General features: G+C 59.9%; 30 protein-coding genes. 8 read left to right on the top strand and 22 right to left on the bottom strand.

Annotated features, from left to right (window positions below; all coding sequences use genetic code 11):
* Nucleotides 1-10: 10 nt before the first annotated feature.
* The 14 genes from AC6H42_RS32330 to AC6H42_RS32265 all read right to left on the bottom strand — a co-directional run bounded on the left by AC6H42_RS32330 (nucleotide 11) and on the right by AC6H42_RS32265 (nucleotide 9,615).
* Nucleotides 11-346 carry a DUF1799 domain-containing protein gene (locus tag AC6H42_RS32330; protein WP_497549871.1) on the bottom strand — a complete coding sequence of 112 codons (336 nt, stop codon included), beginning with the start codon at nucleotides 344-346 and terminating at the stop codon, nucleotides 11-13.
* 44 nt (nucleotides 347-390) lie between these two features.
* The gene (locus AC6H42_RS32325) at nucleotides 391-717 is read right to left on the bottom strand and encodes a hypothetical protein (protein ID WP_497549870.1); all 327 of its coding nucleotides are present in this window, start codon (nucleotides 715-717) and stop codon (nucleotides 391-393) included.
* 66 nt (nucleotides 718-783) lie between these two features.
* Nucleotides 784-1,716, bottom strand: a complete 933-nt coding sequence (locus AC6H42_RS32320; RefSeq protein ID WP_497549869.1) for a phage tail tube protein — start codon at nucleotides 1,714-1,716, stop codon at nucleotides 784-786.
* On the bottom strand, nucleotides 1,709-1,891 hold the full coding sequence (locus AC6H42_RS32315; RefSeq protein ID WP_497549868.1) for a hypothetical protein: 183 nt from the start codon (nucleotides 1,889-1,891) through the stop codon (nucleotides 1,709-1,711). Before AC6H42_RS32315 ends, AC6H42_RS32320 begins: the two co-directional genes overlap by 8 nt.
* 56 nt (nucleotides 1,892-1,947) lie before the next feature.
* A complete protein-coding gene (locus AC6H42_RS32310) occupies nucleotides 1,948-2,292 on the bottom strand; it encodes a hypothetical protein (RefSeq protein WP_497549867.1) in 345 nt (114 codons plus the stop codon).
* On the bottom strand, nucleotides 2,289-2,804 hold the full coding sequence (locus tag AC6H42_RS32305; RefSeq protein ID WP_497549866.1) for an HK97-gp10 family putative phage morphogenesis protein: 516 nt from the start codon (nucleotides 2,802-2,804) through the stop codon (nucleotides 2,289-2,291). The genes AC6H42_RS32310 and AC6H42_RS32305 overlap by 4 nt, the downstream gene beginning before the upstream one ends.
* The gene (locus AC6H42_RS32300; RefSeq protein ID WP_497549865.1) at nucleotides 2,804-3,145 is read right to left on the bottom strand and encodes a phage head closure protein; all 342 of its coding nucleotides are present in this window, start codon (nucleotides 3,143-3,145) and stop codon (nucleotides 2,804-2,806) included. The genes AC6H42_RS32305 and AC6H42_RS32300 overlap by 1 nt, the downstream gene beginning before the upstream one ends.
* Complete coding sequence (locus tag AC6H42_RS32295) at nucleotides 3,142-3,708, bottom strand: head-tail connector protein (RefSeq protein ID WP_497549864.1); 567 nt, start codon at nucleotides 3,706-3,708, stop codon at nucleotides 3,142-3,144. The genes AC6H42_RS32300 and AC6H42_RS32295 overlap by 4 nt, the downstream gene beginning before the upstream one ends.
* The gene (locus AC6H42_RS32290; RefSeq protein WP_497549863.1) at nucleotides 3,708-4,088 is read right to left on the bottom strand and encodes a hypothetical protein; all 381 of its coding nucleotides are present in this window, start codon (nucleotides 4,086-4,088) and stop codon (nucleotides 3,708-3,710) included. Before AC6H42_RS32290 ends, AC6H42_RS32295 begins: the two co-directional genes overlap by 1 nt.
* Before the next feature lie 41 nt (nucleotides 4,089-4,129).
* Nucleotides 4,130-5,449, bottom strand: a complete 1,320-nt coding sequence (locus AC6H42_RS32285; protein WP_497549862.1) for a phage major capsid protein — start codon at nucleotides 5,447-5,449, stop codon at nucleotides 4,130-4,132.
* 51 nt (nucleotides 5,450-5,500) lie between these two features.
* The gene (locus tag AC6H42_RS32280; protein ID WP_497549861.1) at nucleotides 5,501-6,187 is read right to left on the bottom strand and encodes an HK97 family phage prohead protease; all 687 of its coding nucleotides are present in this window, start codon (nucleotides 6,185-6,187) and stop codon (nucleotides 5,501-5,503) included.
* 7 nt (nucleotides 6,188-6,194) lie between these two features.
* Nucleotides 6,195-7,433: a phage portal protein gene (locus tag AC6H42_RS32275; protein ID WP_497549860.1), complete on the bottom strand. Its 1,239-nt coding sequence runs from the start codon at nucleotides 7,431-7,433 to the stop codon at nucleotides 6,195-6,197.
* Nucleotides 7,430-9,097: a terminase large subunit gene (locus AC6H42_RS32270; protein ID WP_497549859.1), complete on the bottom strand. Its 1,668-nt coding sequence runs from the start codon at nucleotides 9,095-9,097 to the stop codon at nucleotides 7,430-7,432. Before AC6H42_RS32270 ends, AC6H42_RS32275 begins: the two co-directional genes overlap by 4 nt.
* Before the next feature lie 44 nt (nucleotides 9,098-9,141).
* A complete protein-coding gene (locus AC6H42_RS32265; RefSeq protein ID WP_497549858.1) occupies nucleotides 9,142-9,615 on the bottom strand; it encodes a hypothetical protein in 474 nt (157 codons plus the stop codon).
* A gap of 154 nt (nucleotides 9,616-9,769) precedes the next feature.
* On the opposite strand from AC6H42_RS32265, the gene AC6H42_RS32260 reads away from it, so the two are divergent.
* Nucleotides 9,770-10,126, top strand: a complete 357-nt coding sequence (locus AC6H42_RS32260) for a hypothetical protein (RefSeq protein ID WP_497549857.1) — start codon at nucleotides 9,770-9,772, stop codon at nucleotides 10,124-10,126.
* Here AC6H42_RS32260 and AC6H42_RS32255 read toward each other — a convergent pair.
* The 6 genes from AC6H42_RS32255 to AC6H42_RS32230 form a co-directional block, all read right to left on the bottom strand.
* The gene (locus tag AC6H42_RS32255; RefSeq protein WP_497549891.1) at nucleotides 10,123-10,338 is read right to left on the bottom strand and encodes an HNH endonuclease; all 216 of its coding nucleotides are present in this window, start codon (nucleotides 10,336-10,338) and stop codon (nucleotides 10,123-10,125) included. The genes AC6H42_RS32260 and AC6H42_RS32255 overlap by 4 nt on opposite strands.
* A 505-nt stretch (nucleotides 10,339-10,843) precedes the next feature.
* On the bottom strand, nucleotides 10,844-11,365 hold the full coding sequence (locus AC6H42_RS32250) for a hypothetical protein (RefSeq protein WP_497549856.1): 522 nt from the start codon (nucleotides 11,363-11,365) through the stop codon (nucleotides 10,844-10,846).
* 393 nt (nucleotides 11,366-11,758) lie between these two features.
* The gene (locus AC6H42_RS32245) at nucleotides 11,759-14,359 is read right to left on the bottom strand and encodes a VapE domain-containing protein (protein ID WP_497549855.1); all 2,601 of its coding nucleotides are present in this window, start codon (nucleotides 14,357-14,359) and stop codon (nucleotides 11,759-11,761) included.
* Entirely contained in the window at nucleotides 14,356-14,823 is a 468-nt protein-coding gene (locus AC6H42_RS32240) for a hypothetical protein (protein ID WP_497549854.1), read from the bottom strand. The genes AC6H42_RS32245 and AC6H42_RS32240 overlap by 4 nt, the downstream gene beginning before the upstream one ends.
* Complete coding sequence (locus AC6H42_RS32235; protein WP_497549853.1) at nucleotides 14,816-15,307, bottom strand: YmfL family putative regulatory protein; 492 nt, start codon at nucleotides 15,305-15,307, stop codon at nucleotides 14,816-14,818. The genes AC6H42_RS32240 and AC6H42_RS32235 overlap by 8 nt, the downstream gene beginning before the upstream one ends.
* Nucleotides 15,308-15,446: 139 nt before the next feature.
* The gene (locus AC6H42_RS32230; protein WP_497549890.1) at nucleotides 15,447-15,707 is read right to left on the bottom strand and encodes a transcriptional regulator; all 261 of its coding nucleotides are present in this window, start codon (nucleotides 15,705-15,707) and stop codon (nucleotides 15,447-15,449) included.
* Here AC6H42_RS32230 and AC6H42_RS32225 point away from each other — a divergent pair, their 5' ends adjacent.
* The 6 genes from AC6H42_RS32225 to AC6H42_RS32200 all read left to right on the top strand — a co-directional run bounded on the left by AC6H42_RS32225 (nucleotide 15,708) and on the right by AC6H42_RS32200 (nucleotide 20,638).
* A complete protein-coding gene (locus tag AC6H42_RS32225; protein WP_497549852.1) occupies nucleotides 15,708-16,523 on the top strand; it encodes a LexA family protein in 816 nt (271 codons plus the stop codon).
* A 379-nt stretch (nucleotides 16,524-16,902) separates the two neighbouring features.
* Entirely contained in the window at nucleotides 16,903-17,427 is a 525-nt protein-coding gene (locus AC6H42_RS32220; RefSeq protein ID WP_497549851.1) for a hypothetical protein, read from the top strand.
* Nucleotides 17,428-17,515: 88 nt separating this feature from the next.
* The gene (locus tag AC6H42_RS32215) at nucleotides 17,516-19,543 is read left to right on the top strand and encodes a ParB/RepB/Spo0J family partition protein (RefSeq protein WP_497549850.1); all 2,028 of its coding nucleotides are present in this window, start codon (nucleotides 17,516-17,518) and stop codon (nucleotides 19,541-19,543) included.
* A gap of 57 nt (nucleotides 19,544-19,600) precedes the next feature.
* Nucleotides 19,601-19,882 (top strand): hypothetical protein, encoded by a 282-nt coding sequence (locus AC6H42_RS32210; protein ID WP_497549849.1) that lies wholly within the window; start codon nucleotides 19,601-19,603, stop codon nucleotides 19,880-19,882.
* 61 nt (nucleotides 19,883-19,943) lie between these two features.
* Entirely contained in the window at nucleotides 19,944-20,372 is a 429-nt protein-coding gene (locus AC6H42_RS32205; RefSeq protein WP_497549848.1) for a helix-turn-helix transcriptional regulator, read from the top strand.
* Entirely contained in the window at nucleotides 20,369-20,638 is a 270-nt protein-coding gene (locus AC6H42_RS32200; RefSeq protein WP_497549847.1) for a hypothetical protein, read from the top strand. Before AC6H42_RS32205 ends, AC6H42_RS32200 begins: the two co-directional genes overlap by 4 nt.
* A 62-nt stretch (nucleotides 20,639-20,700) precedes the next feature.
* Here the strand turns inward: AC6H42_RS32200 and AC6H42_RS32195 are convergent, their stop codons facing one another.
* Both AC6H42_RS32195 and AC6H42_RS32190 read right to left on the bottom strand, forming a co-directional pair.
* Nucleotides 20,701-20,904: a hypothetical protein gene (locus AC6H42_RS32195; protein WP_497549846.1), complete on the bottom strand. Its 204-nt coding sequence runs from the start codon at nucleotides 20,902-20,904 to the stop codon at nucleotides 20,701-20,703.
* Nucleotides 20,901-21,551: a hypothetical protein gene (locus tag AC6H42_RS32190; RefSeq protein ID WP_497549845.1), complete on the bottom strand. Its 651-nt coding sequence runs from the start codon at nucleotides 21,549-21,551 to the stop codon at nucleotides 20,901-20,903. Before AC6H42_RS32190 ends, AC6H42_RS32195 begins: the two co-directional genes overlap by 4 nt.
* A gap of 347 nt (nucleotides 21,552-21,898) precedes the next feature.
* Here AC6H42_RS32190 and AC6H42_RS32185 point away from each other — a divergent pair, with 347 nt between their 5' ends.
* Complete coding sequence (locus AC6H42_RS32185; protein ID WP_497549844.1) at nucleotides 21,899-22,315, top strand: hypothetical protein; 417 nt, start codon at nucleotides 21,899-21,901, stop codon at nucleotides 22,313-22,315.
* Nucleotides 22,316-22,369 lie beyond the last annotated feature (54 nt).

The following is a 22,369-nucleotide window of genomic DNA, read 5'->3' as shown; positions in this document are numbered from 1 at the left end:
TCGACGCGTCTCAGCGCGCCTTTCGTTCATTCAGCAGCGGCAGCGCTGCCTGCTCCATTACGCGCAATCCACGAAACAGATCCGGCTGCAGCTCCAGGGCGATCCCCAGCATGCGCATCGTGGACTCGACTTTCTGATAGTCCAGGCCCCAATAGATCCGGCCTTCCAGACCCGCTGACACGTTCCACTGCGTGGACACATCAAGGAACAGCAGCACCGTGGGCCAGTTCTCTTCCCACACGTGACAGTCCACGTCCACCGGCTGCAGCTTGGCGCGTGCCGCGTCGATGACATCCGTGGGCGCCTGCATCGCCTCCAGTTGCTCGATCACGTCGTCATCGATCACGGCGGCGGCCGGCGTGTCGCCAGCCCAGTGCCGCGCCGCCGCAATTAGTTTTTTTCCTTGGCCTTGAAGATCGAGGCCCAGAAGCCTTCGGACAGGGCGGCAAACGCCTGAGGGATCGCCAGCACCACGTCGAAGTTCACCTGGTTGTACGGCACCGCGGTGTTGCTCTCATCGAGCAGGCCACTCCAGCCCACCAGCACTTTCTGCAGCACTTCCTTCTGCGGCAGAGTGCGCAGTTCGTCCAGTTCGTCGAGGGAGACGCGCTTGAACTCCGCCATGAAGTCGCTCTTCTCGTGCTTGCCGTGCATGTTCAGCAGTTCGACAACGATCTTTGCCATGTAGGTAGGGGTAATAGCGATTTTGAAAGCCATGATGAATTCCTTTGAAATGAAAAATCCCGCTCAAGGCGGGATGTGAGATGCGGGTTTAGAGGTCGGCTAGCGGACGGTCACCGTCAGCTCGTCGTTGCCCTGCGCGGGCTGCAGGTCCAGTTTGCAAGTGAGCATGACAATGCCGTCGCTGTCGCTGAAGGATGGCTCCAGCACCTGCGCCTTAGGCGCGGCCAGTTCGACAATGTTGCCGGCCACCTTGCCGTGCACTACCAGCAGCGGACCCAGCACGCCGTCCTTGATGGTGGCGTACCAGTCCTTGGTGGCTACCGATTCCATTTCCATCGCGATGGAGCCGGTTGGCTGGCGGTCCGTGATCTCGATGGATTCCTTGCCGATCAAGTTGCGGTACACCAGCTGGTTGGCCATGTCGGCGCTGATGCTCTGCACCTTGCCGGCGAAGCCGTGCAGCGCGACGGTCGGGGTGTTGGCGGCGTTCACTGCCACCGGATCTTTGAAGCCGTCGTAGTTCACCACCGCTGGCAGCGGCTCGTCCTTCGGCGTGCTGTACAGGCCCAGGTATTTGTACTTCATCACCGGGATACCCTTGGCATTGAGCTCGAACGACACCGTTCCCTTCGCGTCCGTCATCTTGAACAGCACGCCGTCCAAGTTGTAGTAGAGCGTGGCGCACTCCAGGCCATTCGTCACCGGCTCGTAGACGACACTGGTGGCCGGCACGACGGTTTCGGAGAAAGCGCTGGAACGCAGCAGCACACCAAATGCCGGCACGTCGCCAGCTTCGCCCGCGCCGGCCAGCTCGACTTCAAAGCTGATCTCCGCATGGATGGCCACCGGCACGCTGCCCATGTTGCCCATGTAGGGCTTGATGTTGTTGCGCTTGGCGAACTCCGCCGATACTGGCTGCGCCGAGATGTTCATGGCCATCATGGCGTTGGCCGCGCCGGTCGGCAACGCTGCGACGCCTTCCGTCGCCTGCAGCATCGCCAGCAGCACCGCGTTGCGAATCTTCTTACTCATTGCCCTGCTCTCCTTCTGCGGTGTCCCGCTGCTTGGTTTGCGCCGGCTCACGCACTTTGCGCACCGGGTCGTAGATGTAGCTGCCGCCACGGCCGGTGTGGACGTCTCGCGGCAATGCCGGCGCTTCGGCCGGCTCGGCCTGCTGCGTCGCCGCAGCAATCGGTTTTTGCTTCATTCGCTCTTCCAAAAGAAAAGGCCCGCTAAGCGGGCCAGGTTGTAGGTGGTTCGTTGCTACCGGCGCGTACGCACAGTGAATGTCTGCACGTAGGCGTAGACATTCGCCTCGCCCTGGTAGTCGGCGTCGCCCGCGAAGTCATCCCCCATGAAGCCGTCCACTCCCTCAAGGGCCGAGAATATCTGCCCTCGAAGCGCGGTGAGCTGAAGCTTCGATTTCGACAGGGCGGTGACGGTGATGTCATTCCTGTCGTAACCGCCGCCCTTCACCCATCCAGATTCCGGCGTGGTCGCGACCTCAAAGACCAGCGCCGGCCAGGTCGGCGACTCCGGTAGTTCGACCGCGTGGGTATTGGCCAAGACGGTGCACAGCGCCGCGTACACTGCTTCCTCTACGCTCATCCTCCATTTGCCTTTCTAATCGCCGCAGCGAGCCTGTTGGCCATAGCCTCAATGGCGTCCGCCCGCTTGTTCTCCAGTGCCGGCGCGATGAAGGGAGTGGCCTCCACCTGGTTCTTCACGCCGCGCCGCCGCTTGCCATCGCCGTGGTACACGTTGCGGCCCTTCTCCAGGAATCGCCAGTAGAAGGGATCGTTCACGTAGACGCTCACCACGCGGCCGTTCTTGCCGACAACCAGCTGCTTGGCGGCCTTGCGCCCCATATCACGGCCATGCCGCACGCCCAGGTTGTACTGCGTCACCCCGTCGGGCGTGCGTTCGCGCTTGATCGCGATATTCCTGACCAGGGCGCCGGTCAGCTTGAGCCCCTGTGCGAGCGCCAGGTTGCGGGCCTCCTTTCTCAAAATTCCGCCACCCGAGGCCACCATCAGCCGAGAGGTACGCGTGCGCATGTCGGCGGCAATGCCACCAAAGGCCTGCCGAAGCTCACCCAAGCCATCCATGCGGGCCGACATTAGATGCTTCCAACAGGGACTTCGCGGCAGTCCAGCAGCAACGTGCGGTCAACATGCCGCTCGTTCTCGATGTGCGCAATACTGAATGCGGTGCCCTTGTATGCGATCCGCATCTGGTCGGTGATGCCATCTCGGTAGCGAATGCGAATAGGCAAAGCTGCGATGTTTTCGTTGCCGCCCTGCGCCGTCTGCTTGACGCGCCCGCCGCTCGATGCGCCGACTTCCGCCCACACCTCATCAAGCAGCACCCATTCGTACGTGGTGCCACCGGCACCATCACGTACCGCGTTGCGCTGCTCGATGCGGACACGGTGCTTTAAACGCCTTGCCAGCGGGATCATTGGAAGCTCCGGTAGTGATGCAGCATGCCGTCCAGATAGCTCGTCTGCACGGTCTCCCGCTCGCCGCCGGCAGCCGGATCGAACTGCTCAACCAGCTTGGCCAGAATGTACAGCCGTAGATCCTCCGGCGTGTCGGCTGGCGTATCACCATAGCCGCAGGCCACGGTAATGCGCACAGCTTCCTCATCGACAAACGTAGCCGGCCACGTCGCGCCGCGCGCCGGCTTCAGGTAGGACGCATACTGACCGGCCTTCACGCGCACAGCCGACAACGGCAGCACTTGCTCCACACCCGCCGGATCAATGTACTCGACCTTCAACACCTCCAGCACTGGATGCGGCAAGGCAATCTCAGCACTGAACTGCGGAAGCAAGCCTGTCCAGACCTGCCGCATGAGCGACTGACCGATCCGGTGCTCCAGCGTGGCGGTGACTCCCCGCACCCACGATTCGATCTTCGAGTCCGAGTCGGTGCCGTCCACGCCCAGATTGCCAGCCGCTTCGCGCAGCTCGACCGGCAACACTTCCGGCGCCTGGGTACGCACGAAATGAAGTACCGACATCAGCCATCCTCCGCAGGCGCGGCCACTACCTTCTTCTTGCCTTTGCCCGAACCAGCAGTGGCGCTCGTCGCCCGCGCCGTGCCAGCATCCTGTGCAGACGTCTGCACGTCTTGCACGCCCGCAGCTGCGCTATCGAAGCTTGCACCGAGGGACAGGGTTTCCGGGGCGACTACGATCTGTGCAGACGTCTGCACAGCCGGCCCTTCCGCTTTCGCAGCGGTCGGCTTTTCGGATAGAGGGCGTGTGTACTTGGCCGCCATACAGTCTTCAACCAGGTGCTTTGCGAACGCTGCCGTGGTGCGCAGCGTAACGCCGGCTTCCAGCGTTCCATACTGGGCGGTGATCGTTTGCGTAAGGATTTCAATTTGAACTTGTTCCATGATTTCTCCCATAGCAGGCCCGGCAGGGCCTGCCATCCAAATTAAGCCAGCACCAGGTCGCCGTAGCGGCACGCTGCAGGCTTCTCCACGGTCACTGCCAGGCGACGCTCTGCACGGATGGTGATCAGGTTGGAAGTGAAGTTGTCGCCATCCGAATCGGACAGGTCCAGCGCCACGCCTTCGCGATACCACAGGGTGACCGCCTGCTGCAGCGAACCCACCCACACCTTGCCAACCGGCATGGCGCTGCTGGCCACAACCGGCACGCCGAACAGCATTGGCACCACGTTGTCGCCCGGGTCGCCCAGCAGATAACGACCGGTGTTGTCCTTCGCCAGGCGCAGCGTCCACCAGTCCACCGTGTTCAGGATGATGACGTCCGCCGGATTGTCCGAAGCAACGCAGTCGCCGATCATCTTGCCGATGACGTCGAAGCGATTGTTTGCCAGGCCCAGCGCCGCCATCGACGCAGCGGTGTAGCCATGCGCGGTAAAGTTGCCGGGGTTAGTCAGGCCGCTGATGTTCGGGTTCGCGCCGTTGCCGGCGATGATCTGGTTTTCCGCCCGCAGGTCGACGCCGTAGATCATGCGACGGTTGATGTAGGCGCCCAGCGCTGCGTTGTCCATCGCCAGCTGGCGCGAGATCTTGATCCAGTGGGCCACGGTGGAAATCGGCATGGTGCCGGGCGTGAACGTGATGGAGCTTTGCGGCTTCGCTGCGCCTTCGGCAGTTTCTGCCGCGCCATTGGTGAACACGTTCTCGCGAATCCAGTCGATGGCGTTTGCCTGCGTCGGCAGCTTGGCCATCAAGTTTTCCAGCGTGAAGACACGGAAGGCGCCTTCAACGATGGACGGACGGCGCTCGGAGAAAGTGCCCCCAACCGCGTTGGTGACGGTGTTCTTGACTTCGACGCGGGTCTTGATGCGACCGTCCTGCTTCACGAAGTTCTCGAACTGGGAGCTTTTCGTGAACTGCGCACCAAAGGACTCGTCCGCAGGAGCAGCGTCAGGCTGCGCGGACTGCTTCTGCTCCAGCTGCAGCAGGCGATCGGCCAGCGTGCGCTGCTCGACGCCCAGGTTGTCGATGGCCGTTTTGGTATCGGCGCTGACCTTGCCCAGGTTCGCAATTTCGGATGTCGCCTTCTCGGACATCTTCTCGAGGTTCTTCTCCACGCCGTCCAGCGCCTTCATGATGGCCGTGCCGTCAATCTCACCGGCCATCAGCATGGCACCAGCCGCACCGGCAGCCAGACCGTGCTGTGCAGCAAATGCCTGGACGTCGAAGCCGCAGAACTGGGCCAAGGTGGCAACCGCTGCCAGGGCGATGAGCGCCCAGCCGCGCGCCGGAATATTGAATTGCATGTGTTTCATAGTTCCCTTTCAAGGATAAAAAAAACCGCCTTGCGGCGGCTACTAGTTGCTGCTGGCCTGGCAGAGACGTTGCAGCCTCGCCAGAATTTCGGCCGCCATCTTGGCGTTGGCAATCACCGGAGCATCCCGCTCGATGAAGATTGCCTTCGCCTTGGAGAGCAGCGCCATGCTCTCCCGCTTGCCCAGCCCTGCATCCCGCAGCAGCCGTTCAAGATCCCGCTCCGTGCTGCACTCAGGCAGCTCGGAATCAAAGTCCAAATGCTTGACGCTGGCCAGGTCGATCCGGGCCGCGCCATCCGCTGGAAAAACCACCGGAGACACCTCCATGAGGTTGCTCCATTTGCGGATAATCCGGCCCGACTCGGTCTCGTCGTAGTCGCCCTTTTTGAGCCAACCGCCAATCGACAGCCCGTCGAGCGTCCCGTGTTTCATCGCAGCGCGTACGTCCGCCGCCAAGGCCAAACCCGGTGTCAGTTCACCTTCCATCCAGAGACCCTTGTCGTCTTCCTTAGCCTTGATCCACTTCCCGATGGGCATTTTCCATTCGTGATTGAAGAACATCTTCGGCTTGGTGCTTCGCAGTGTGCTTTCGAAGGCACCCTTGATGATGGTGTCGCCGTATGAGTCAACGCCGCCGAAGACTGAGGCGTAGCCCGAGAAAATACCCACGTCGCCATCGAACTTCAGCGACACGTCTTCCAACTTCAATGTCTTAGTAATTAGGTTCATATTTTCCTTACTGAGCTATGGTGTTGCCATCACCGCCACTGGCCGGCCGCACGCGGCCCAACATCGAGAGCGGAACCAGGTTCGATTGCGCGGTTAGCACCGAGGCCTCCGGACGCGGTGGCAGGCCTTCGAGTTGCCGGACTTCCGACCGGTCCTGCCACCCGTTCTGCACGGCCTTCGCGTAGATCTCGGCGCGATCTTTGGGGGATGCGCGCAGGAGCGCGTCCAGGGAGAATTCGACAGTCAGCGTGGCGCGCTGGCGTGGCGTGAGCACACAGCGCCGGATCGCCTGGGCAATGTTGACCACCAGCGGCGCTATCGAAAAGATGTACCAGCCTTCGCGAATCTCTGCGATCCCTGTTCCCCACGCAGTCACGTTGGCGTGGTGCACCAGCACAGGCGGCGTGTCCATCCAGCGGCACAGCTCTTCGACACCGTAGCGGCGCGTCTCCAGTAGCTGCTGCTCGGCCGGCGTCATCGTGAGCTGGGAGAACTTCATGTCCGCCTCGATCACATGCAGCCGGCTTTCAGGCGACACGGTCATGTTGGCGAAGTTCTTCTCCACCGCCGCGCGCTGTACTGGGTTCAACACCTTGTCAATCATGAGCAAACCAGCCGGCTTGCCGCCGGCGCCGAAGATTTTGCTGGCGTCGCTCTGCGCTTTGGCCGCCTCGTCCAACGTGGCGCGCATGAACTCCAGCTTCGACAGGCCGCACGTTCCATTGCCCAGGTTCTTGATGTGAAGGACGTTCTCAGCCGCCAGCACTGCCAGGTTATTTCCCAGGCGGTAGTCGTAGACCATCGATCCGTCGTTCAGAATCTTCTGCTGGACTTGGTCGGCCGGCATCGGCCATAAGGCCACTGCTTCCCCCTTGGCGTCGCGGTCGATGCGCGCATAGCCATTGCCGCGCAGATCGTAGTTGAGCATCAACGCACGCCAGAACTCAAACGGCGTCATCCGATTGTTCGGCTGGTCGTGCAGCAGTGCGTACAGCCGGTTGGTACGCGCCAGCACCTTTTGCCCGTCTCCCTGCTGCTCATAGACAAAACAGGGAAGGCTGGCCACGGTAGCCGAGCGGCGGTCTACGCAGGCCCATACGGTGCTGATCTGGAGCGCGCCATCGACGCCGATGTCCTGCGTATCGGACACCAGCGCGGCTCCAGGCATGCCGATTTGCTGACCGGGCGTTTCGGCAATAGCGCCGCCCCGGCCCCAAAGCGACCGTAAGGAAGAGAAAAAACTCATGTGCTGATTGCTCCATTGATGAAGTCGTCGAAGCTTCCTGCGAGCTCCTCGGACGAAACAGCGCGGCTCAAGGCCATCACTGTCGCTACCACGCCATCGATCCGCCCGTTGGCGTTCGACTTCTTTTTGTCCGGACGGAAGTTGCCGTTCGTGTCGAACAGCAGGGCCGTGTTGCTGGCGCACCAGCGCAACACCGGATTGCCGCCGTGCTGGAAGAATTTTCCGTACACCAGCTCTTCCAGCTTCTTGCTTCCCGGGTACATGCCGCCTGTGTTCTGCGGCACCTCCACCAGGGGCACACCCTGTTCCATCAGTTCGTTGGCCAGCTGCAGCGCGTTCCAGCGGTCGAAGCCGATCTCGGCAACGTCGAACTCCTGGACCGCGCGCAGGATGCACTCGCGCACCGGGCCGTAGTCCGTCACGTTTCCTTCCGTCGCCGTGAGCCAGCCTGCCTTCTTCCATGCCTCATACGGGGCGGCATCGTCCGCTGACTGTGTGTCGATCTTTTCTTGCGGACACCAGAACCAGACCAGCACGTACCACTGGCCGCCTTCCTCGTCCGGAGGGAACACCAGCGAGAAGGCAGTGAGGTCGCGCGTGGAGCCGAGGTCAAGCCCACCGTAGCAGCGCCGTCCCTTCAGAATGCTGGGGTCGAACTTCTTGCCGCCCTTGTCCCACACCGAGATATCAAACCAGCCGTCGGCGCTGTTGCACCAGATGTTCAAGTCCTTGGTCAGGAAGTTCGCCTTAGCGCCCGGCATCGCGGCCGCTTTACGCGCCTGGCTGCGCATGTACTCGACGGTCTTGGAGCGTCCCAGCCCAGGGTTCGCCTTCGGCCAGTTGCGCTCATCGAACGGGTCATCGTCCGCGTCAAGCGTGTAGACGTAGCCGAAATAGCCGTCGTCCACACGCTTCTTCTCCAGCACGGATATCAGATAGTCGCGCTGCTCGACGCAGATCCCGTCGAGGATGAAGCCAGCCGTGGTAATCGCCGAGAGCAGCGGTTGCTGCCTGGCGCCCAGCGCTGACTCCATCACGTCCCACACATCGCGGTGCTTCTGCGCGTGCAGCTCATCGAACAGGATCGCGGATGGGTTCAAGCCATCCAGGTTCTCAGCGTTCGCCGGCAGCGGCAGGAACACCGAGTTGTCGTCCAGCTCCACCTTCTCGTGGTTCATGCCGGCGTAGATCTTGAACGAGCGGGCCACGCCTGGTGAGCGCCGCACCCAGCGCCGGATGTTGTCGAACGCCGGTTTGAAGACCGTCATCGCCTGGTTGCGCGTGGTGGCCACGGCGTAGACTTCCGCACCGGCCTCCCGATCCATCGAGAACAGGTAGGCTCCCTGCGGTCCCTTCCACGTGGACTTGCCATTCTTCCGCGCCACTTCCTCGTAGGCGCGGGAGAAGCGCCGCATGCCGTCGCTCTCGCGGCGCCAGCCATACAGCACTGCCGTCCAGAACTTCTGCCAAGGGTCCAGCAGGATCGGCTTGCCGGCCAGCGGTCCTTTGATGTGGACGAAGAACTTCTCGATGTAGTTGATGATGTGCCAGCCGTGCGCCGGCACGAACTTCAGGCCGCGCGCCGGGCCGTGGATCAAGTCCTCGTAATGACGCAGCACCGCCAGGTAGACATACCGGCCAGTGATGATCTCGCCGCGCAGCACGGGCAGGCCGTATTCTTCATCCCACAGTTCCAGCTGAGCAGGGATTAGTGCTGCGAGCTTTTTTGCGGTGAGGTGATAGCGTGGTTTACGATGCTTGCGAACAGATCGTCTTGTTGGCCCTGCGGGCCGGTGTCTTTGCGGACCCGCGCCAGCGAAGGAATCGTCAAACATAGTTTCGGTAGCCATTGGCCCAGCTCCATCTTGAGGCGCTGCTCGTCATTGGCCCAAGGGTAAGGAGTCGCGTAGCCGTTCTTCTTCGATATTTGCACACGCCCTTTTTCCAGGCACAGCTGAATCGATTCCTCCCAGGCGACATAGGTGCGCGCAACGATGACGACGGTCATGCCGGAAGTGAGGTGTTCGATACCGGCCTCTCGCAGATGCCGGCAGATGTAGTCCCAGATCTCCCGCTCAACCGGCGAAAGCTGCACGCCTGGCGGCGGATCTGGCGATTTCGTGGCGACACCGGAGCGTGCGGCGCCGGGTGAAACGCTCATCGGGTAATCGTTCAAGTTCATTGCTTGCTCTCCAAGTTAATCCCCCGGGGGGTAGTTTTTGTTCCGCGAAAAAATTCGCCTAAGCTAACGGTTTCCGCTGGCGCGGCCCAGACTTTCGACCCGCCCTATCCAGTCATGCTAGGATTTCTTAGTCACCAACAACTATGAGGAATATATGACTTGGATTGTGTATAGGGTGGGACCGATTGACCATGGCTGGGATTTCCTGCCGACTGTCCAAAGCCTGGCGGATGAGATAGGCGCACTGGAGGCGCGGGAGAAGGTCATGCGTGGTCATACCAACCTTTACGAAGGGATCACGATAGACCAACTAACCGAGGATTGGCAGTCGGCGAAGGACGCTGCGTTTGCGCAAGGCTGGGAGGGCGACACGCGCCAAGGTCCAGCAGTTATGTGGCTCCCAGGCGAAACCGGTTTCGTCTATGGCTTCGTCTTTAAACAGGACAACAACGGCACGACTTTCGTCGTGTCACCCTACATCCTGCCGTGGATGGAAAGGTTGGCGTACTAGGCGCGAGCCGCTGTGCGACGCCGGCCTCTGCTAGATTCCTTTTCGCTCTTGGCATCATGGCAGGCGTTACACAGGCCCTGTTCGTTCGTTGCGTCATCCGCGCCTCCCTCGGCCAATGGAATGACGTGGTCGCGTTGGGTAGCAGGCGACACACGCCCTTGTCGTTCGCATTCGGCGCACAGCGGGGCGCGTCGGAATAACGCATCGCGCATCGCTTGCAAGCGCCGTCCGGTTATACGCGGCGTCGCGTTGGTTTTTTTTACCCATGGTTCACGCGGGTGCATTGCGCAACGGCCACTGCCATCACGAACGAGAACGCGGCAAGTCGCGAAGCTACACGGCCGAGGTGCTGATACAGGCATATTCGGCTCCTGGTCCATTCAGTGTGCAGACGTCTGCACAAGCCCGATGCCGCTAGGCGTAAAAAAACCCGGCTCAAAGGCCGGGCTTGTCTTGTGGTGATAGCACTACCTGTCGTTCTTCATCAACGCATCGCCTACTCGGCGCTTGGGCCAGGCATCGCAGATGATCCGCTGTGCCATTGCAAACGCGCAGTCACGATGCATAAACACACGGGTTAGAAGTTCTGACGTCGGCCAAGCATCGTATGACACCACGGGGCCGTCCATCGCACTCGTCAATTCCTTATTGCAGCAGAAACAGCGCGTCTGAACCTGGATCAAGGGATTCCGTTCAAGCCCGGTAACAATGGAGATGTCAAACGTCATGCTTCCCGCTCTCTGTATTATTTGCACCGCCGAACAAATGCCTCCCAGAGGGATGCACCGGATCGGCGGAAGGCACGGGACACCCCGGCAGGCAAGTTGTAATCCGAATGGTATCCGCGTCGTCCAGCGTTTTCAAGACCCCTCGCAAATTATTCTTGGCGCGCGCCACCACCAAGTGAACGTGAGGGCCGCGTACGCCCTTCAACTTGGTGCGCAGCCGGTCCTCCGGTAGCTGGTGGATGTACAGATGCTTAAGCGCCGTGCGGTCGTTGTAGTCGCCGAGCATGCGCCAGGCCGCCTCCACCATCCAGCCATCCAGCTGGTCCGCTGTTACCAAGCCGCCGAGCGGGCGAATCTTCGCCGCCAGGATGTCCGCTGTCGGCGGTGCTTCGGATGTGCGCAGGGCCACGTACCACTTCGCCCAGCTGGCGCACGTTGCGTTCGCTGCGCCTCTGCTACCCGCCTTGACCACGCGGCGCCAGTTGTCCATCCGTGCTTCGAAATCTTTCATTGATAATCCTTAGTTCGCCCAACTGGGAAAAGGTTGGTCAAGAGGTTGGACGGCTGGAACCCGCATGGTTGCTGGGTTTGCCAACCTCCTAACCTACCCAACCTATTTTCAAGTTTTATGGAAAACGAAAAACAAGAAACGTCATCACTCGCGCACGTATACGTGCGCGGGTGCGCCGCATGCGGGTGCGCGTTTCGGTTGGCGAGGTTGGGAGGTTGGCGGAGCCTGTATCCATGCGGGTTACAGCCGTCCAACCTAAATAATTGGAGGTTGGACGAGTCGGCCAACCGGGTCGGTTTTTCAGCACGACGAACTGACGATGCAGCCTTTTCCGCCCACGCATTTTGCGCACACGATCCCTGGCCGATCCCCAGCAGTATGCCGGTTGAAATACTATTTTGGAAGGGCATGGTTGCCTCCTTCCGTTGATGCCGTTGGCGCGGCCTCAGGGCGCGTGTAGAAGCGCTCGCGCGCGCCTCCGGTTTCGCGGTCCTTGATCCACCCTAGCTTGCGCATAATGGCCGAGATGCGCATCGTCTCGTTCCTGGCTGGCCCAAGCTTGGACATCTCGTAGTGCAAGCACTTCACCAGCAGCTCACGCGCTGTTACACGGTTGATCTTGCCCGCGATGACCGGCTTCCCATCCGAGTCCAGCCCCTGGAGGTACTCATAGATGCGGCCATGCCAAACGTCAGGAATCTCACGATCCTCTTGCTGGGAGTCGATCAAGCGTCGCTGCTGCTCCGGCGTTGGCCACCATTTTACGCCAGCCTTCCACAGCGCGACCGCCTCTCCGAACAACTGGTCACGGTCCCGCTCCAGCGCTGCGATATCGATGCGGCCCGTGACGACAGGCCAGAAGCGCCGGTTGCCGGTGGTGTCCTTGAAGTACTCGCCCTCGTTGGTGGTCGCGCTGAACGCGCAGCGGCGCGGCACGTTCTTCATACGCCGCCCGTACGGCTCGCGGTAGCGGTCCACGGTACTGGACATAAACGCCTTAACCGCAGTCACCTCCGAGCGGTTGAACTGCTCCAGTTCAGCGATCTCGTACAGCAGCACGCCCTGGATGGCGAGGAAGCCATCCTTCTCCCCCATGCGGAACGGCGTGTCAGCGAACCAATCGCCTGCCAGCACCTTCAGCGCGGTGGATTTGCCTTGCCCCTGGCCACCTTCGAACACAGGGGCATAGTCATGCTTGACGCCTGGACGATATCCGCGCACGACCATGCCGGTGAAGAACATGGTGCTCACCAGTTGGAGGTACTCAGAATCTGCGCAGCCCCAATACGCGGAAAAGGCCGTCGCAACGCGCGCTTGACCATCCCAGCCGGCGTAGCACTTGTCCATGTAGTCCGTCACCGGATTGAACGCGTGCATCCGGGCCGCTTGCGCCACTCCACGCTCGATGTCACCAATCGCAGCCAGCAACAGACTGTGGTGCTGGGACATGTAGACGCCCAGGCTGAAATCGTCAGCCTCGGTCCACTCCCCTGCCTCACTGGGCCATGGCAGCGGCCGGCGCTTGATCTGCAAGCCGGAGAATAGGTCCAGCCCGACAGCGCCAATCAACCGATCGTCGTGCTGCATGACCGTGAAGACGTTCTCCCTGCAGCCCTTGATGCCGCCGTTGGCAGTCTGGATCAGCATATCGCGCAAGCTGCGACCTTTTCCGCCGCCAGCGCCAGCCCCGCGTGGGGTAAGCGCGCTCGACGTATCGTCGGGACCAGGAGTGTCCAACCACGCCGGCATGTCATCCGATTCTGCGGACTCGCCTACAGGTGCGGGATCGGCGGGTGAGTCCTGCGAAACGGCTTCAACGCGCAAGTGCGACAGCCACGCGACTACGTCGTCGCTGGTGCCGCCGCCGTCGATCAGATCCGCGATATCCCAGCCGTCCGGCACCGAGCCAGGGGCCGGTATATCCACGAAGTAGACTGTGCAGCCTTGCGCACGGAGGATCGCAGCCACCTTCTGCATGGCGATCATGCCAGGTTGTTTTTCTTCCGGCATCAGCTGCCCCGCCAGTTCGTGGCCTTCCTTGTAGACCTTACCATCGGCGTCAGCCCACAGGATCACATCGCGGTCCCGTATTGCGGACCAGCCGGATTTATCGACGGCCTTCCCACCGCCAGGCCATGAAACGAATTCGAACTCGTCGCCCAGGAGCGCGTGTGCCTTGTCCGTGCACTTTTCCCCTTCCACAACAACGAGGGGACTACCGGGACGATGTGGCCCCCGCAGGTACAGCGGCCGCGGCTCTGGGAACGCCATCCACCGCCACTCCCGCGCCCCGATATCTGGGTTCTCGGCATACACGCACGGCAGCACTTCCTTGCCCTTCCCGTCCGAACGCACGAAGCGATAGATGACTCCCAGCAGCAGCCCGTCGGCGTCCCGGTACTCCCATAGCGCCTCCGGTTTTCCACGCATCACATGGGCCTTCGGATAGGGGCCAGCATCGGCCGGAACCGGCAGCATGGGCTTCCACGGGGTCCTTGTTTTTTTGTTGGCCGGTGCTTCTACCCCTTTGCCGGCTTGCGCGGGCGCGAGGTTTATCGGAGGTTTTGGCAAAACCATGTCGGCGGTCTCCGCCTCTACCCCTTTGCCGGCTTGCGCCGACGCGCGGCTTAACGCCGCCTTCGGAAGTATCGGCTCAGGCCTACGGGGAAGATGTGCAGAGCGATCGGACTTGGTCAGCTCGATGCCGAGCTGTTCAGCTAGAGCCGCGCAAGCGCGGCCAGGGGAAAGGCGATGAAGAAAACCATAGAACGAAATCAAATCACCGCCGGCTTCGCCGTCGGAAGAAAAATCGGACCAAACCCCGGCCTTGGTCCCGGTCAACCGCACGCGCAACGACTGGCCAGCCTCGCCATCGCGAGAGCCGACGCAGAACTCTGCCCCCTCACGAACGCCATTCGGCAACCATGCGGTCAGCAGCGTGTCTATGGAATCGAGTGCAGCCTTACCAACTCGTGCGAAGTCGTCCAAATTCACGTAACGCGCTCCGAGCGGCTGAGCTGGAGGTCTGCGCCGGCAAAGCTGCCCGGCCCCTTATAGGCCAGCCGCTCGTCACCGATCCGCGATGGGTGATCGCGATAGTCAAACGCGCCGTCGCGAATAACCATAGGGCTACGACTGCGGCCGCGAGGTGCACGCGACAGCGGCGGCGGCGCGTATCGCGGGCCAACCGGCACACCTGGCTGTTCAACTTCTTCAATGCCCTTCACGCCCAGGAACTTGAGCCCAGCGTCCGTGACGACATACTGAATATCGTTGGCAGCAATCAGGCCAGCGAGCTGGAGGCGCTCAATGACGTTGGCCTTGAACTGATAACTCGTCCCCTTCCATCCCGCCGTGCGTTGCCACGTGGCCGCCGGTGCAATCCCGCCTATGCCATGCAGCGTAACCAGGCCATTTGCTGCAGCGCCGCCCTTACGCGGAAGATCGTGGTTAGCCATTCGCGACCTCCGCATGCGGCTGGGCCAGTCTGACCGTCTGCGTATCGCGGCAGTAGACCGAAAACATCAGCGCTTGGAGCCGCTCGACCATCCTGTGCAATTCAGCACCATGCGCTTGCAGATCCTTGCGTTCAGTCGCAGTGATCTTGCCGTCCCGGATAGCGTCCATGAAGAGCTTGAAGTGATCGCCGATACCGCGATAGACCTCATTGAACATCAACTGCACGGAGTCGTTGTCAACGGTGCCCGCCTCAGGTAGCGTCACGAATGTGCCCCCACTGGCGGTGCACAGTGCCTCGATGATAAACATCTGGCCCGAGAGCTCTTGCAGCGCCAGTTTGTGTTCGGTGGATAAAGTCCAGCCCTTCGTCTCGTAGGCGCGGTTGCGCAAGACCGTGGGGGACATACCCAAGTGCGCAGCCGCCACGGTCCAGGCACCAGGCACAGCTTCGATCGTCTTGAGAACCGCAGTGCGAATTTCCATACAAAATCCTAAAAATTATGGTTTTGTTAAAGTCGCCAAAGTTGTAGAGTTCGTCTCTCGCAACTATTGGCCGTGGGGGTCAAGTAAGGCAGGCAGTGCCGGTTATGCTTGGGGAGCAAAACCGCATCACGATCTGCTGTTAGGACGCGATTTCCGCCCGATTAGGAGGCGGATTGCTCGTCGGAAGGCGGAGATACGCCCAGAAGTCACTCCGATCCGGTCTTAATTCTTCGCACGTGACCTGGACAGCAGTTGCTTCCTCGATTTGGGCGCAGCGCTCCAGCGGGATCGGCCGCTTAGCCGTCCGCCATTCGCTAATTGCCTGTGGGGAGACGCCTAGAATTTGCGCCAACCGAGCGGCGCCGACTATGTCGCATGCTTTTTGGAAAGGAGTGTTCATATGAAACATGGTAAAGCAACGCCTTACCATGGTCAAGTATTGATTGACTCAATACTATCATCAGACAATCAAGCAATGCTTGATTCACTGGACCATATCGAAATGACCGCCCTACCCGTACCGACACTGGCTGAAAAGATCCGACAGGCAATTGACGCCAGCGGTAAAAGCAAGAAGGACATTGCCGAAATCATCGGCGTGACTAAGCAATCAATCACTGGATGGGAGACCTTTGGCAGGATCAGCAAACCGAATCTTGTGAAACTAGCGGAGCTATTGGAGATAGAGGTCAACTGGTTTCTTAGCGAAACGACCACCACAGAACCTGCTTATGGTAAATTGCGTGTCGTTGCCACTCAGCAACCAGAATTTGATGCAAACGTTACCCCCGCAGCTATAGGCAAGAGAGCTATTCCCGTGATATCCGCAATTCAGGCTGGTGCCTTAAGAGAAATTGTCGAGCCATACGCACCAGGCGATGGCTCAATTACGCTGTACACTGATGACGAGTATTCCAAGTGGGCCTTTGCCCTTGAGATCGAAGGCGAGTCCATGGCGCCGGAGTTCCGCCCTGGCGATTTCGTCATTATTGAGCCGGAATGGGAGCCGCGCCCTGGTGAGTACGTGGCTGCAAAAAACGGGCACGAGGAAGCAACGTTCAAGAAATATCGTCCACGCGGAACAGATAAGAACGGCAACATGGTCTTCGAACTAGCCCCACTAAACGACGACTATCCAACGCTTCGCAGCGACATCACCCCCCTCGTCATCATTGGCGTAATGGCGGAACACCGCCGCAAAGCACGCAGGCGCTAGCCCGTCGCCAAGCCCCAGAGATAGCCCGCCAAGCGCGGGCTTTTTTACGGGTAAAGCAAAGTCAGTCAAGCAAAGCTTTCATTTCCGCTTGACCACAAGTAAAGCATTGCCTTATCATGGGCCTCCTTCGAACATTTGGGGCACCTGATGACCATTGCAGAATCAGTAACTCATAATTCCAAACAAACAATACCTAAGGTTATAGCGAGTACGCCTGATCCATATGCCGGGCTGAAAGGCCATGCCTACATCAAAGCGCGCAATCTAAATCCGCAGGTTCAGCGTGTGCAGACGTCTGCACAGGCGCAAACCACCTACCCTGTGGAGGTTTGCAGTGGCCTCTAATTCCACCACTCCACATACGCTGGCAGCGGGCACGATGCACGACTTCGCCACCGCGTTGACTGCCAGCGCCGCGCGGCTGGAGATCGCAGCACTGAACGCCCTCGACCTCTTGGCCATGACCGGGAACGCTGGCGCCGCAGGCGATACGGCCGATGACCTCAAACTAACACTGGCCATGCACGTACACCTGGTGCGCGAATTCAGCGTGCGCGTTCGCACTGCGGAATGCACCTGCGCCTATCACACCTGCGCGTCCAGCAGCTTTGATGCGTACAGCCAGGCAGCCGACACGCAGGGTGACACGCCGTGCGCTATTTCCGTCACCCCATGCGAACCGGACCACGCCGCGCTTGCGCGCGCACACCGCCTGCTGGCCATCCAAGGCTCGCTGGACGACGCGCTGAAGGACAAGTCACTCGCTATCGCTATCCGCCGCGTTGCCCGCAAACCCCACTACATGCCGGCGCCGGCAGGCAGGCCCTGGACGCCGCCGGCGCAAAGGCAACCTGCCAGCACATACCCCGATTTGAAACGCCAAGCGGCCAATGACCGCGATTAACGAAAGAGCCTCCATGTCTAAGCTTGTTGTACTACCCGCTCCCATTGCGCCTATGCCAGCAGGGGCCACCATTGACGTAGCAGAGCTGATGCTGCTCGAAGGTTTCCAAACCCTACCCCTTTGCTTGCTGCGCATCTCTACGACCAATCGCAAGCGCTTCAATCTCGACGCGCTGCAGCGACTGGCCGCCAATATCAAAGAGGTTGGCATCCTGCAGCCGATCCTTATCCGCCCTGTGCGCCCGACAGCAGAGCATCCTCAACCATTTGAAGTTGTCGCTGGCGAGCGCCGTTTCCGCTCCGCCCTGATTGCGGTCCTGGATGACGCGCCGGTCATTATTCGCCGGCTCAGTGATGCAGAAGCGGCCGAGATCCAGTTGCTAGAAAACATTCAGCGCGAAGATCCACACCCGCTGGAAGAGGCCGAGGGCTATCAATTGCTAATGCAAAATCATGGCTACGACGCCGACCAGCTGGCGGAGCGCGTCAAGAAGTCCCGAGCCTACATCTACGGCCGACTAAAGCTGTGCGCGCTGTCCACCGACGTCCGCGAGGTATTCCTCGATGGCGACATATCCGCATCCACGGCACTGCTGCTCGCCCGCATCCCCGCGCCATCGCTGCAGAAGAAGGCCCTGCAAGAAATCATCAAACCGCAATATGGCAGCGAGCCGCTGTCGTACCGCGCAGCTGCAGCACATATCGCCAGCCGCTACACTCTCGACCTGGCCGGTGCACCGTTCAACATCAAGGATGGCAAGCTGCTGGCGGCTGCCGGCAACTGTGTGAAGTGCCCCAAGCGCACGGGGAACCAACCCGAACTCTACCCGGACGCGAAGAGTGCAGACGTCTGCACTGATCCCGATTGCTTTCAAGAAAAGAAGGGTGCTCACTATGCGGCAATTGTCGTTGCGGCCAACAAGCGCGGTATTCCAGTATTGGAGGGCGACCAAGCTGCAGAAACGCTGCGTGACGCGTGGAACCGAGACAGCGAACTGGTAACTGCTAATGTGCACCTGAGCAGCTTTGATCGCGTTGCCCCGGCAACTGGCATGAGCGGCTACATCAAGGACCGTCTCGACGCCTCCGCGCTCCCCGCCCCTGCAGCGTACATTAAGGCGACCAATGGGACGATTGTCGCCGCCTACAACCGCACCGACATGCAAGCGACCCTTGAACAGCACGGCGCCTGCGAATCTGTGCAAGCTCGCGCAGCCCGTCTTGTCGAGGAATCTACTGATCCGACCAAAGCTGCAGAACTCACCAAGCACCAGGTCGCCGAGCAGCAGCGCATCAAGAAGCGCGAAGAAGAGAAGCTCCACGAAGCCGCTCGCATCGCCGAACGCGTCACGCTCTACCGCAAGCTGCGCGCCAGTGCCAAAAACGGCCTGAGCGTAACGATGCTCCGCGAACTGGCGAAGCTGCTAGCGTTGGACCACACCAATGACTACAGCCTTCCCGATGACTTGCTCGGCACCCTGTACACATTTGGCGGAAGCGATAAGGAACTGTGCGCCTACATCGATCAGGCCGAGCCAACGGAGGTGCAATTGCTCATCATGGACCTCCTCATGGGAGAAGTCTTCAGCATGCCCTCGCAAGATCCGGATGATGACCCCGAGCCGCTGGAAGCTGCGTTCCAGGCCATCATCAACAAAGCAGGTATCGTCGCCACGCCGGATGAAATTCGGGTGACCGCTGGTGAAATCGTTGCAAGCCGCGTCGACACCGATGAGCTGGAAGACGCTGACGATGTACTGGACGTCATCAAAGAGCATCTCGAATACTTGCCCCAAGTCGCAGCCCACATCTTCAACAAGGCGCCACACCACATGGGCCGCGTCGAAGCTGCAGCCAACCAACTGGGCTATGTCTACAACCATAGCTGGAAGAAGCTGGCCACCGATGAGGCCGCCGGCGCCGACCAGGTGCAGACCGACGCGGCCGCTCAGCAGGGCTCATCGCAACGTCCCAAACTGCAAGCGAAAGCGAAGCCTGCGGCGGAAGCAGCGCCCAATGGCCCAGTCATCAAAACCAAAAAGAACCGAAGCGCCTCGTTAGCCTCAAACCCAGCGGTGGCATGGCCATTCCCAACTGACTCGCGCCAAAAAATGTGAGCGCTGGCTTGCCGCCAAGCTACAGCAAACAACAACTCCGAATGACGGAAAACACACATGAACCAAGCAAACAACCAATTCCGCAAAGCCGCCGCCACGCTGGCTGACAAAGTCCAGCACATCGACCGCGTAGCAACGGACCTGACTGCCGAACTCCAGTTGGCGCACCAGATCATCGGCGCTATGACACGGCAACTGACACTGCAGCAAAAGCAGCAGTTGAGCCAGATCCTGATAGCGAATGACATCACCGCGGACGGGCTGACCCGGCACCTCGAACGCCAGGATCTCATCGCCCAGGCCAAGCAGTTCGCGGCGCAGAACTGGAGTGTGCAATGAGCCAAGCGGAACAACCGAGAGACGAACCGGCGCAAGCGGCGCCAGAAAGCGGGACGGAAATATGAATAGAGAAAACAACACTAGTGTGCGGCTCCTGCGGCTTCCCTCCGTTGTTGCACAAGTTGGGCTGAAGAAAACGGCAATATACGATGGCATTAAGCGCGGCACGTTCCCAGCCCCACTCAAATTGGGTGAGCGCGCCGTTGCTTGGAAGGCCGCCGATATTGACGCATGGGTCGCAGCACTGGTTAAGGCCGAGGACAAGGTCAGCATGAGCAAATCCAACGACTCGATCCGATTAACTTGGGCACTTCCAATACTCACCGGCATTGATGACGCAACCACCACCAAACGCACGACAGCGTTATCCATAGCGTTGGCCCAAGGCTTTGATGGTATTGAAGCAATTGACGTGGCGATAGTCGCTACGACTCCCGGTATGCTAAGCCAGGCTGAGACGCAGGTCGCCCAGCAAGAAAGTTCAGAATGAGCGAAATGGATATGATGATCTCGAAGCTGGCCGAGGCAATGGCCCAGCACATCCGGCCGTCGATTCCACTGTCCATCGACCTGTGGGACATTGCCACCATCGCCGCATACCTAAAGCGCGAGCCACAGGTCGTCCGTGAGCGCATGGCGTGCCTGCCGAGCTTCCCAAAGGCAATACGTCTGCCAACGAAGAATGGTCGCGCACAACCGCTCTACAACGCCAAGGAGGTGATCGCTTGGGCGCAGAGTCACCAGGAGAGGCACTGATTATTGCGCGATCAGAATTGCAATATCACCAAGAAAAAGGCCGCTGCAATGCGGCCTTTTTGCTAAGCGAACAATAGCTGCAAAGAGCGGAGTTCTAGGTCCCGGATAATTTCATCCTTGGAACGCGGCTTTAGGATTTCTCGTGCGTTACGAAGCTCGTTCACCGACTTCTTCTGCGATTGCTTCGCCGCCTTGTTCATGTAGGTGCCGTTCTTGGTCGTGACAATACGGATCTTAACGGCGGACTTTTGCTTCTTGATCGTCATATCTTCACTCCCTTCTCCTTCATGTATGACTCTAGTATGTGCCAGGCATCTTGGTCAGTCAAAGTAAATTGCATGTGCCTACCTGTACCCACAGCTTTCCAGTGAGCCCGGCCAACCGCCGTGCTCATGAGCTCTCTGACGGTCCGTAGACCCACCAGAGGAGGCGAAAGCTGTTCCTCATCAGACGGTGACAACTCAGCATCAAAGCCGTATCTCGGCCAACTGTAGTAGCCATTATACTCAAGCGGCCCGCCTCGCGCCCCGTACAGTACGATATCGTTCATGTTCGCAGCTTGGGCGGCATACGCTTGATGCGCAAACATCCGCAACCCAAAGCCGTGCTTCTGATATTTCTCCGAAAGAACAATAGAAAGATTCGAAAGTATCATGTAGCCAGTATCCGTCTGCTCGATCTCGTAGTTGGCAGCCTGCGTGAACATGGCACTGTTGTACACTCGCAGACTCACTCGCCGCGAAGCCCCCTTGTCATCGACATCCAAGACTACGCGCGAATTGTCAGGAGCGCCTGTTAAGCGAGCTGCGAACGCTGCATCGACACGCTGGTCACCAAGCACAATTTCTTCATTGGCTTCAAATTCGACTAGCTGATTGAAATGCTGTTTTGTAATATCGTCACGGGTATCCATGCTGCTATTGTAGCAAGATTCCCCCAAGCAAGCTTCTGGTGAGGCCCAATAATCGTCACCCAGTTCAGGTTCAGAACTTAGTTTGATTCCAGGTTAGACTCCTGGTTCGATTCCGCATCGCGCATTGCTCATTGCGCCGCTTACTATTTTTTCAAAGCTCAGCGACATTACGCAAAAATTACGCATTAGTTTCGCAAGCCTTTGATTTTAAATAGTAGCGGATTCCAGTCGGGGGGACCAACAGCACCGTCCGCCATGCCCCACCTTTCCGCCACCGTGCGCCGCCTTGCGCCATCCGCGCGGCTAGTCTACTCTTGCAAAATTCTCAACCTCAAGAGGGACCTATTTTGCTCGCCAAAGCTTTCAGCGTGTTCGCCCTGGCCATGATCGAACTGTGGGCCGCCGTGCCACTCGGAATCAAGCTGGACCTCGATCCCTACCTGGTCGGCGCCGTGACCATGGCCGGCGCCTTTGCCGGCGCGGCGCTGGCGACCTTTGCCGGCGGCGCCGTGCACAAGCTGCTGAACTGGCGCTCGCGCGGCAAAGACTTCAGCAAAGGCACCTCCGGCTGGCTGGCCAGCAAGGGCCCGTGGGCCATCGGCCTGCTCGGCCCCATCCTGCTGGGCGCCACGCTGTCGGCGGCGCTGGCCTCCAGCCTCGGCCTGGCCCGGCAAAGGTGGATTCCGCTGCTGGCCATCGGCATTTGCGCCACCACCGCGCTGGTCACCATATTGACGGTGCGCGGCTTCGCCATGATGCACTAGTGCGTTTCCCATTGCCTGTCTGCCCGATTAGAGGGTTTATGTAAAAAACGGCAA

Source organism: Massilia sp. NBRC 108631 (genome assembly GCF_059704565.1).
This window is presented reverse-complemented; position numbering and strand designations above follow the sequence as displayed.

Coding starts and splice junctions, on each gene's coding strand:
- AC6H42_RS32325 (WP_497549870.1), bottom strand. CDS start 717: ATGGCTTTCAAAATCGCTATTACCCCTACCTACATGGCAAAGATCGTT.
- AC6H42_RS32320 (WP_497549869.1), bottom strand. CDS start 1,716: ATGAGTAAGAAGATTCGCAACGCGGTGCTGCTGGCGATGCTGCAGGCG.
- AC6H42_RS32315 (WP_497549868.1), bottom strand. CDS start 1,891: ATGAAGCAAAAACCGATTGCTGCGGCGACGCAGCAGGCCGAGCCGGCC.
- AC6H42_RS32310 (WP_497549867.1), bottom strand. CDS start 2,292: ATGAGCGTAGAGGAAGCAGTGTACGCGGCGCTGTGCACCGTCTTGGCC.
- AC6H42_RS32305 (WP_497549866.1), bottom strand. CDS start 2,804: ATGTCGGCCCGCATGGATGGCTTGGGTGAGCTTCGGCAGGCCTTTGGT.
- AC6H42_RS32300 (WP_497549865.1), bottom strand. CDS start 3,145: ATGATCCCGCTGGCAAGGCGTTTAAAGCACCGTGTCCGCATCGAGCAG.
- AC6H42_RS32295 (WP_497549864.1), bottom strand. CDS start 3,708: ATGTCGGTACTTCATTTCGTGCGTACCCAGGCGCCGGAAGTGTTGCCG.
- AC6H42_RS32290 (WP_497549863.1), bottom strand. CDS start 4,088: ATGGAACAAGTTCAAATTGAAATCCTTACGCAAACGATCACCGCCCAG.
- AC6H42_RS32285 (WP_497549862.1), bottom strand. CDS start 5,449: ATGCAATTCAATATTCCGGCGCGCGGCTGGGCGCTCATCGCCCTGGCA.
- AC6H42_RS32280 (WP_497549861.1), bottom strand. CDS start 6,187: ATGAACCTAATTACTAAGACATTGAAGTTGGAAGACGTGTCGCTGAAG.
- AC6H42_RS32275 (WP_497549860.1), bottom strand. CDS start 7,433: ATGAGTTTTTTCTCTTCCTTACGGTCGCTTTGGGGCCGGGGCGGCGCT.
- AC6H42_RS32265 (WP_497549858.1), bottom strand. CDS start 9,615: ATGAACTTGAACGATTACCCGATGAGCGTTTCACCCGGCGCCGCACGC.
- AC6H42_RS32260 (WP_497549857.1), top strand. CDS start 9,770: ATGACTTGGATTGTGTATAGGGTGGGACCGATTGACCATGGCTGGGAT.
- AC6H42_RS32255 (WP_497549891.1), bottom strand. CDS start 10,338: ATGCGCGATGCGTTATTCCGACGCGCCCCGCTGTGCGCCGAATGCGAA.
- AC6H42_RS32250 (WP_497549856.1), bottom strand. CDS start 11,365: ATGAAAGATTTCGAAGCACGGATGGACAACTGGCGCCGCGTGGTCAAG.
- AC6H42_RS32240 (WP_497549854.1), bottom strand. CDS start 14,823: ATGGCTAACCACGATCTTCCGCGTAAGGGCGGCGCTGCAGCAAATGGC.
- AC6H42_RS32235 (WP_497549853.1), bottom strand. CDS start 15,307: ATGGAAATTCGCACTGCGGTTCTCAAGACGATCGAAGCTGTGCCTGGT.
- AC6H42_RS32230 (WP_497549890.1), bottom strand. CDS start 15,707: ATGAACACTCCTTTCCAAAAAGCATGCGACATAGTCGGCGCCGCTCGG.
- AC6H42_RS32225 (WP_497549852.1), top strand. CDS start 15,708: ATGAAACATGGTAAAGCAACGCCTTACCATGGTCAAGTATTGATTGAC.
- AC6H42_RS32220 (WP_497549851.1), top strand. CDS start 16,903: ATGCACGACTTCGCCACCGCGTTGACTGCCAGCGCCGCGCGGCTGGAG.
- AC6H42_RS32215 (WP_497549850.1), top strand. CDS start 17,516: ATGCTGCTCGAAGGTTTCCAAACCCTACCCCTTTGCTTGCTGCGCATC.
- AC6H42_RS32210 (WP_497549849.1), top strand. CDS start 19,601: ATGAACCAAGCAAACAACCAATTCCGCAAAGCCGCCGCCACGCTGGCT.
- AC6H42_RS32205 (WP_497549848.1), top strand. CDS start 19,944: ATGAATAGAGAAAACAACACTAGTGTGCGGCTCCTGCGGCTTCCCTCC.
- AC6H42_RS32200 (WP_497549847.1), top strand. CDS start 20,369: ATGAGCGAAATGGATATGATGATCTCGAAGCTGGCCGAGGCAATGGCC.
- AC6H42_RS32195 (WP_497549846.1), bottom strand. CDS start 20,904: ATGACGATCAAGAAGCAAAAGTCCGCCGTTAAGATCCGTATTGTCACG.
- AC6H42_RS32190 (WP_497549845.1), bottom strand. CDS start 21,551: ATGGATACCCGTGACGATATTACAAAACAGCATTTCAATCAGCTAGTC.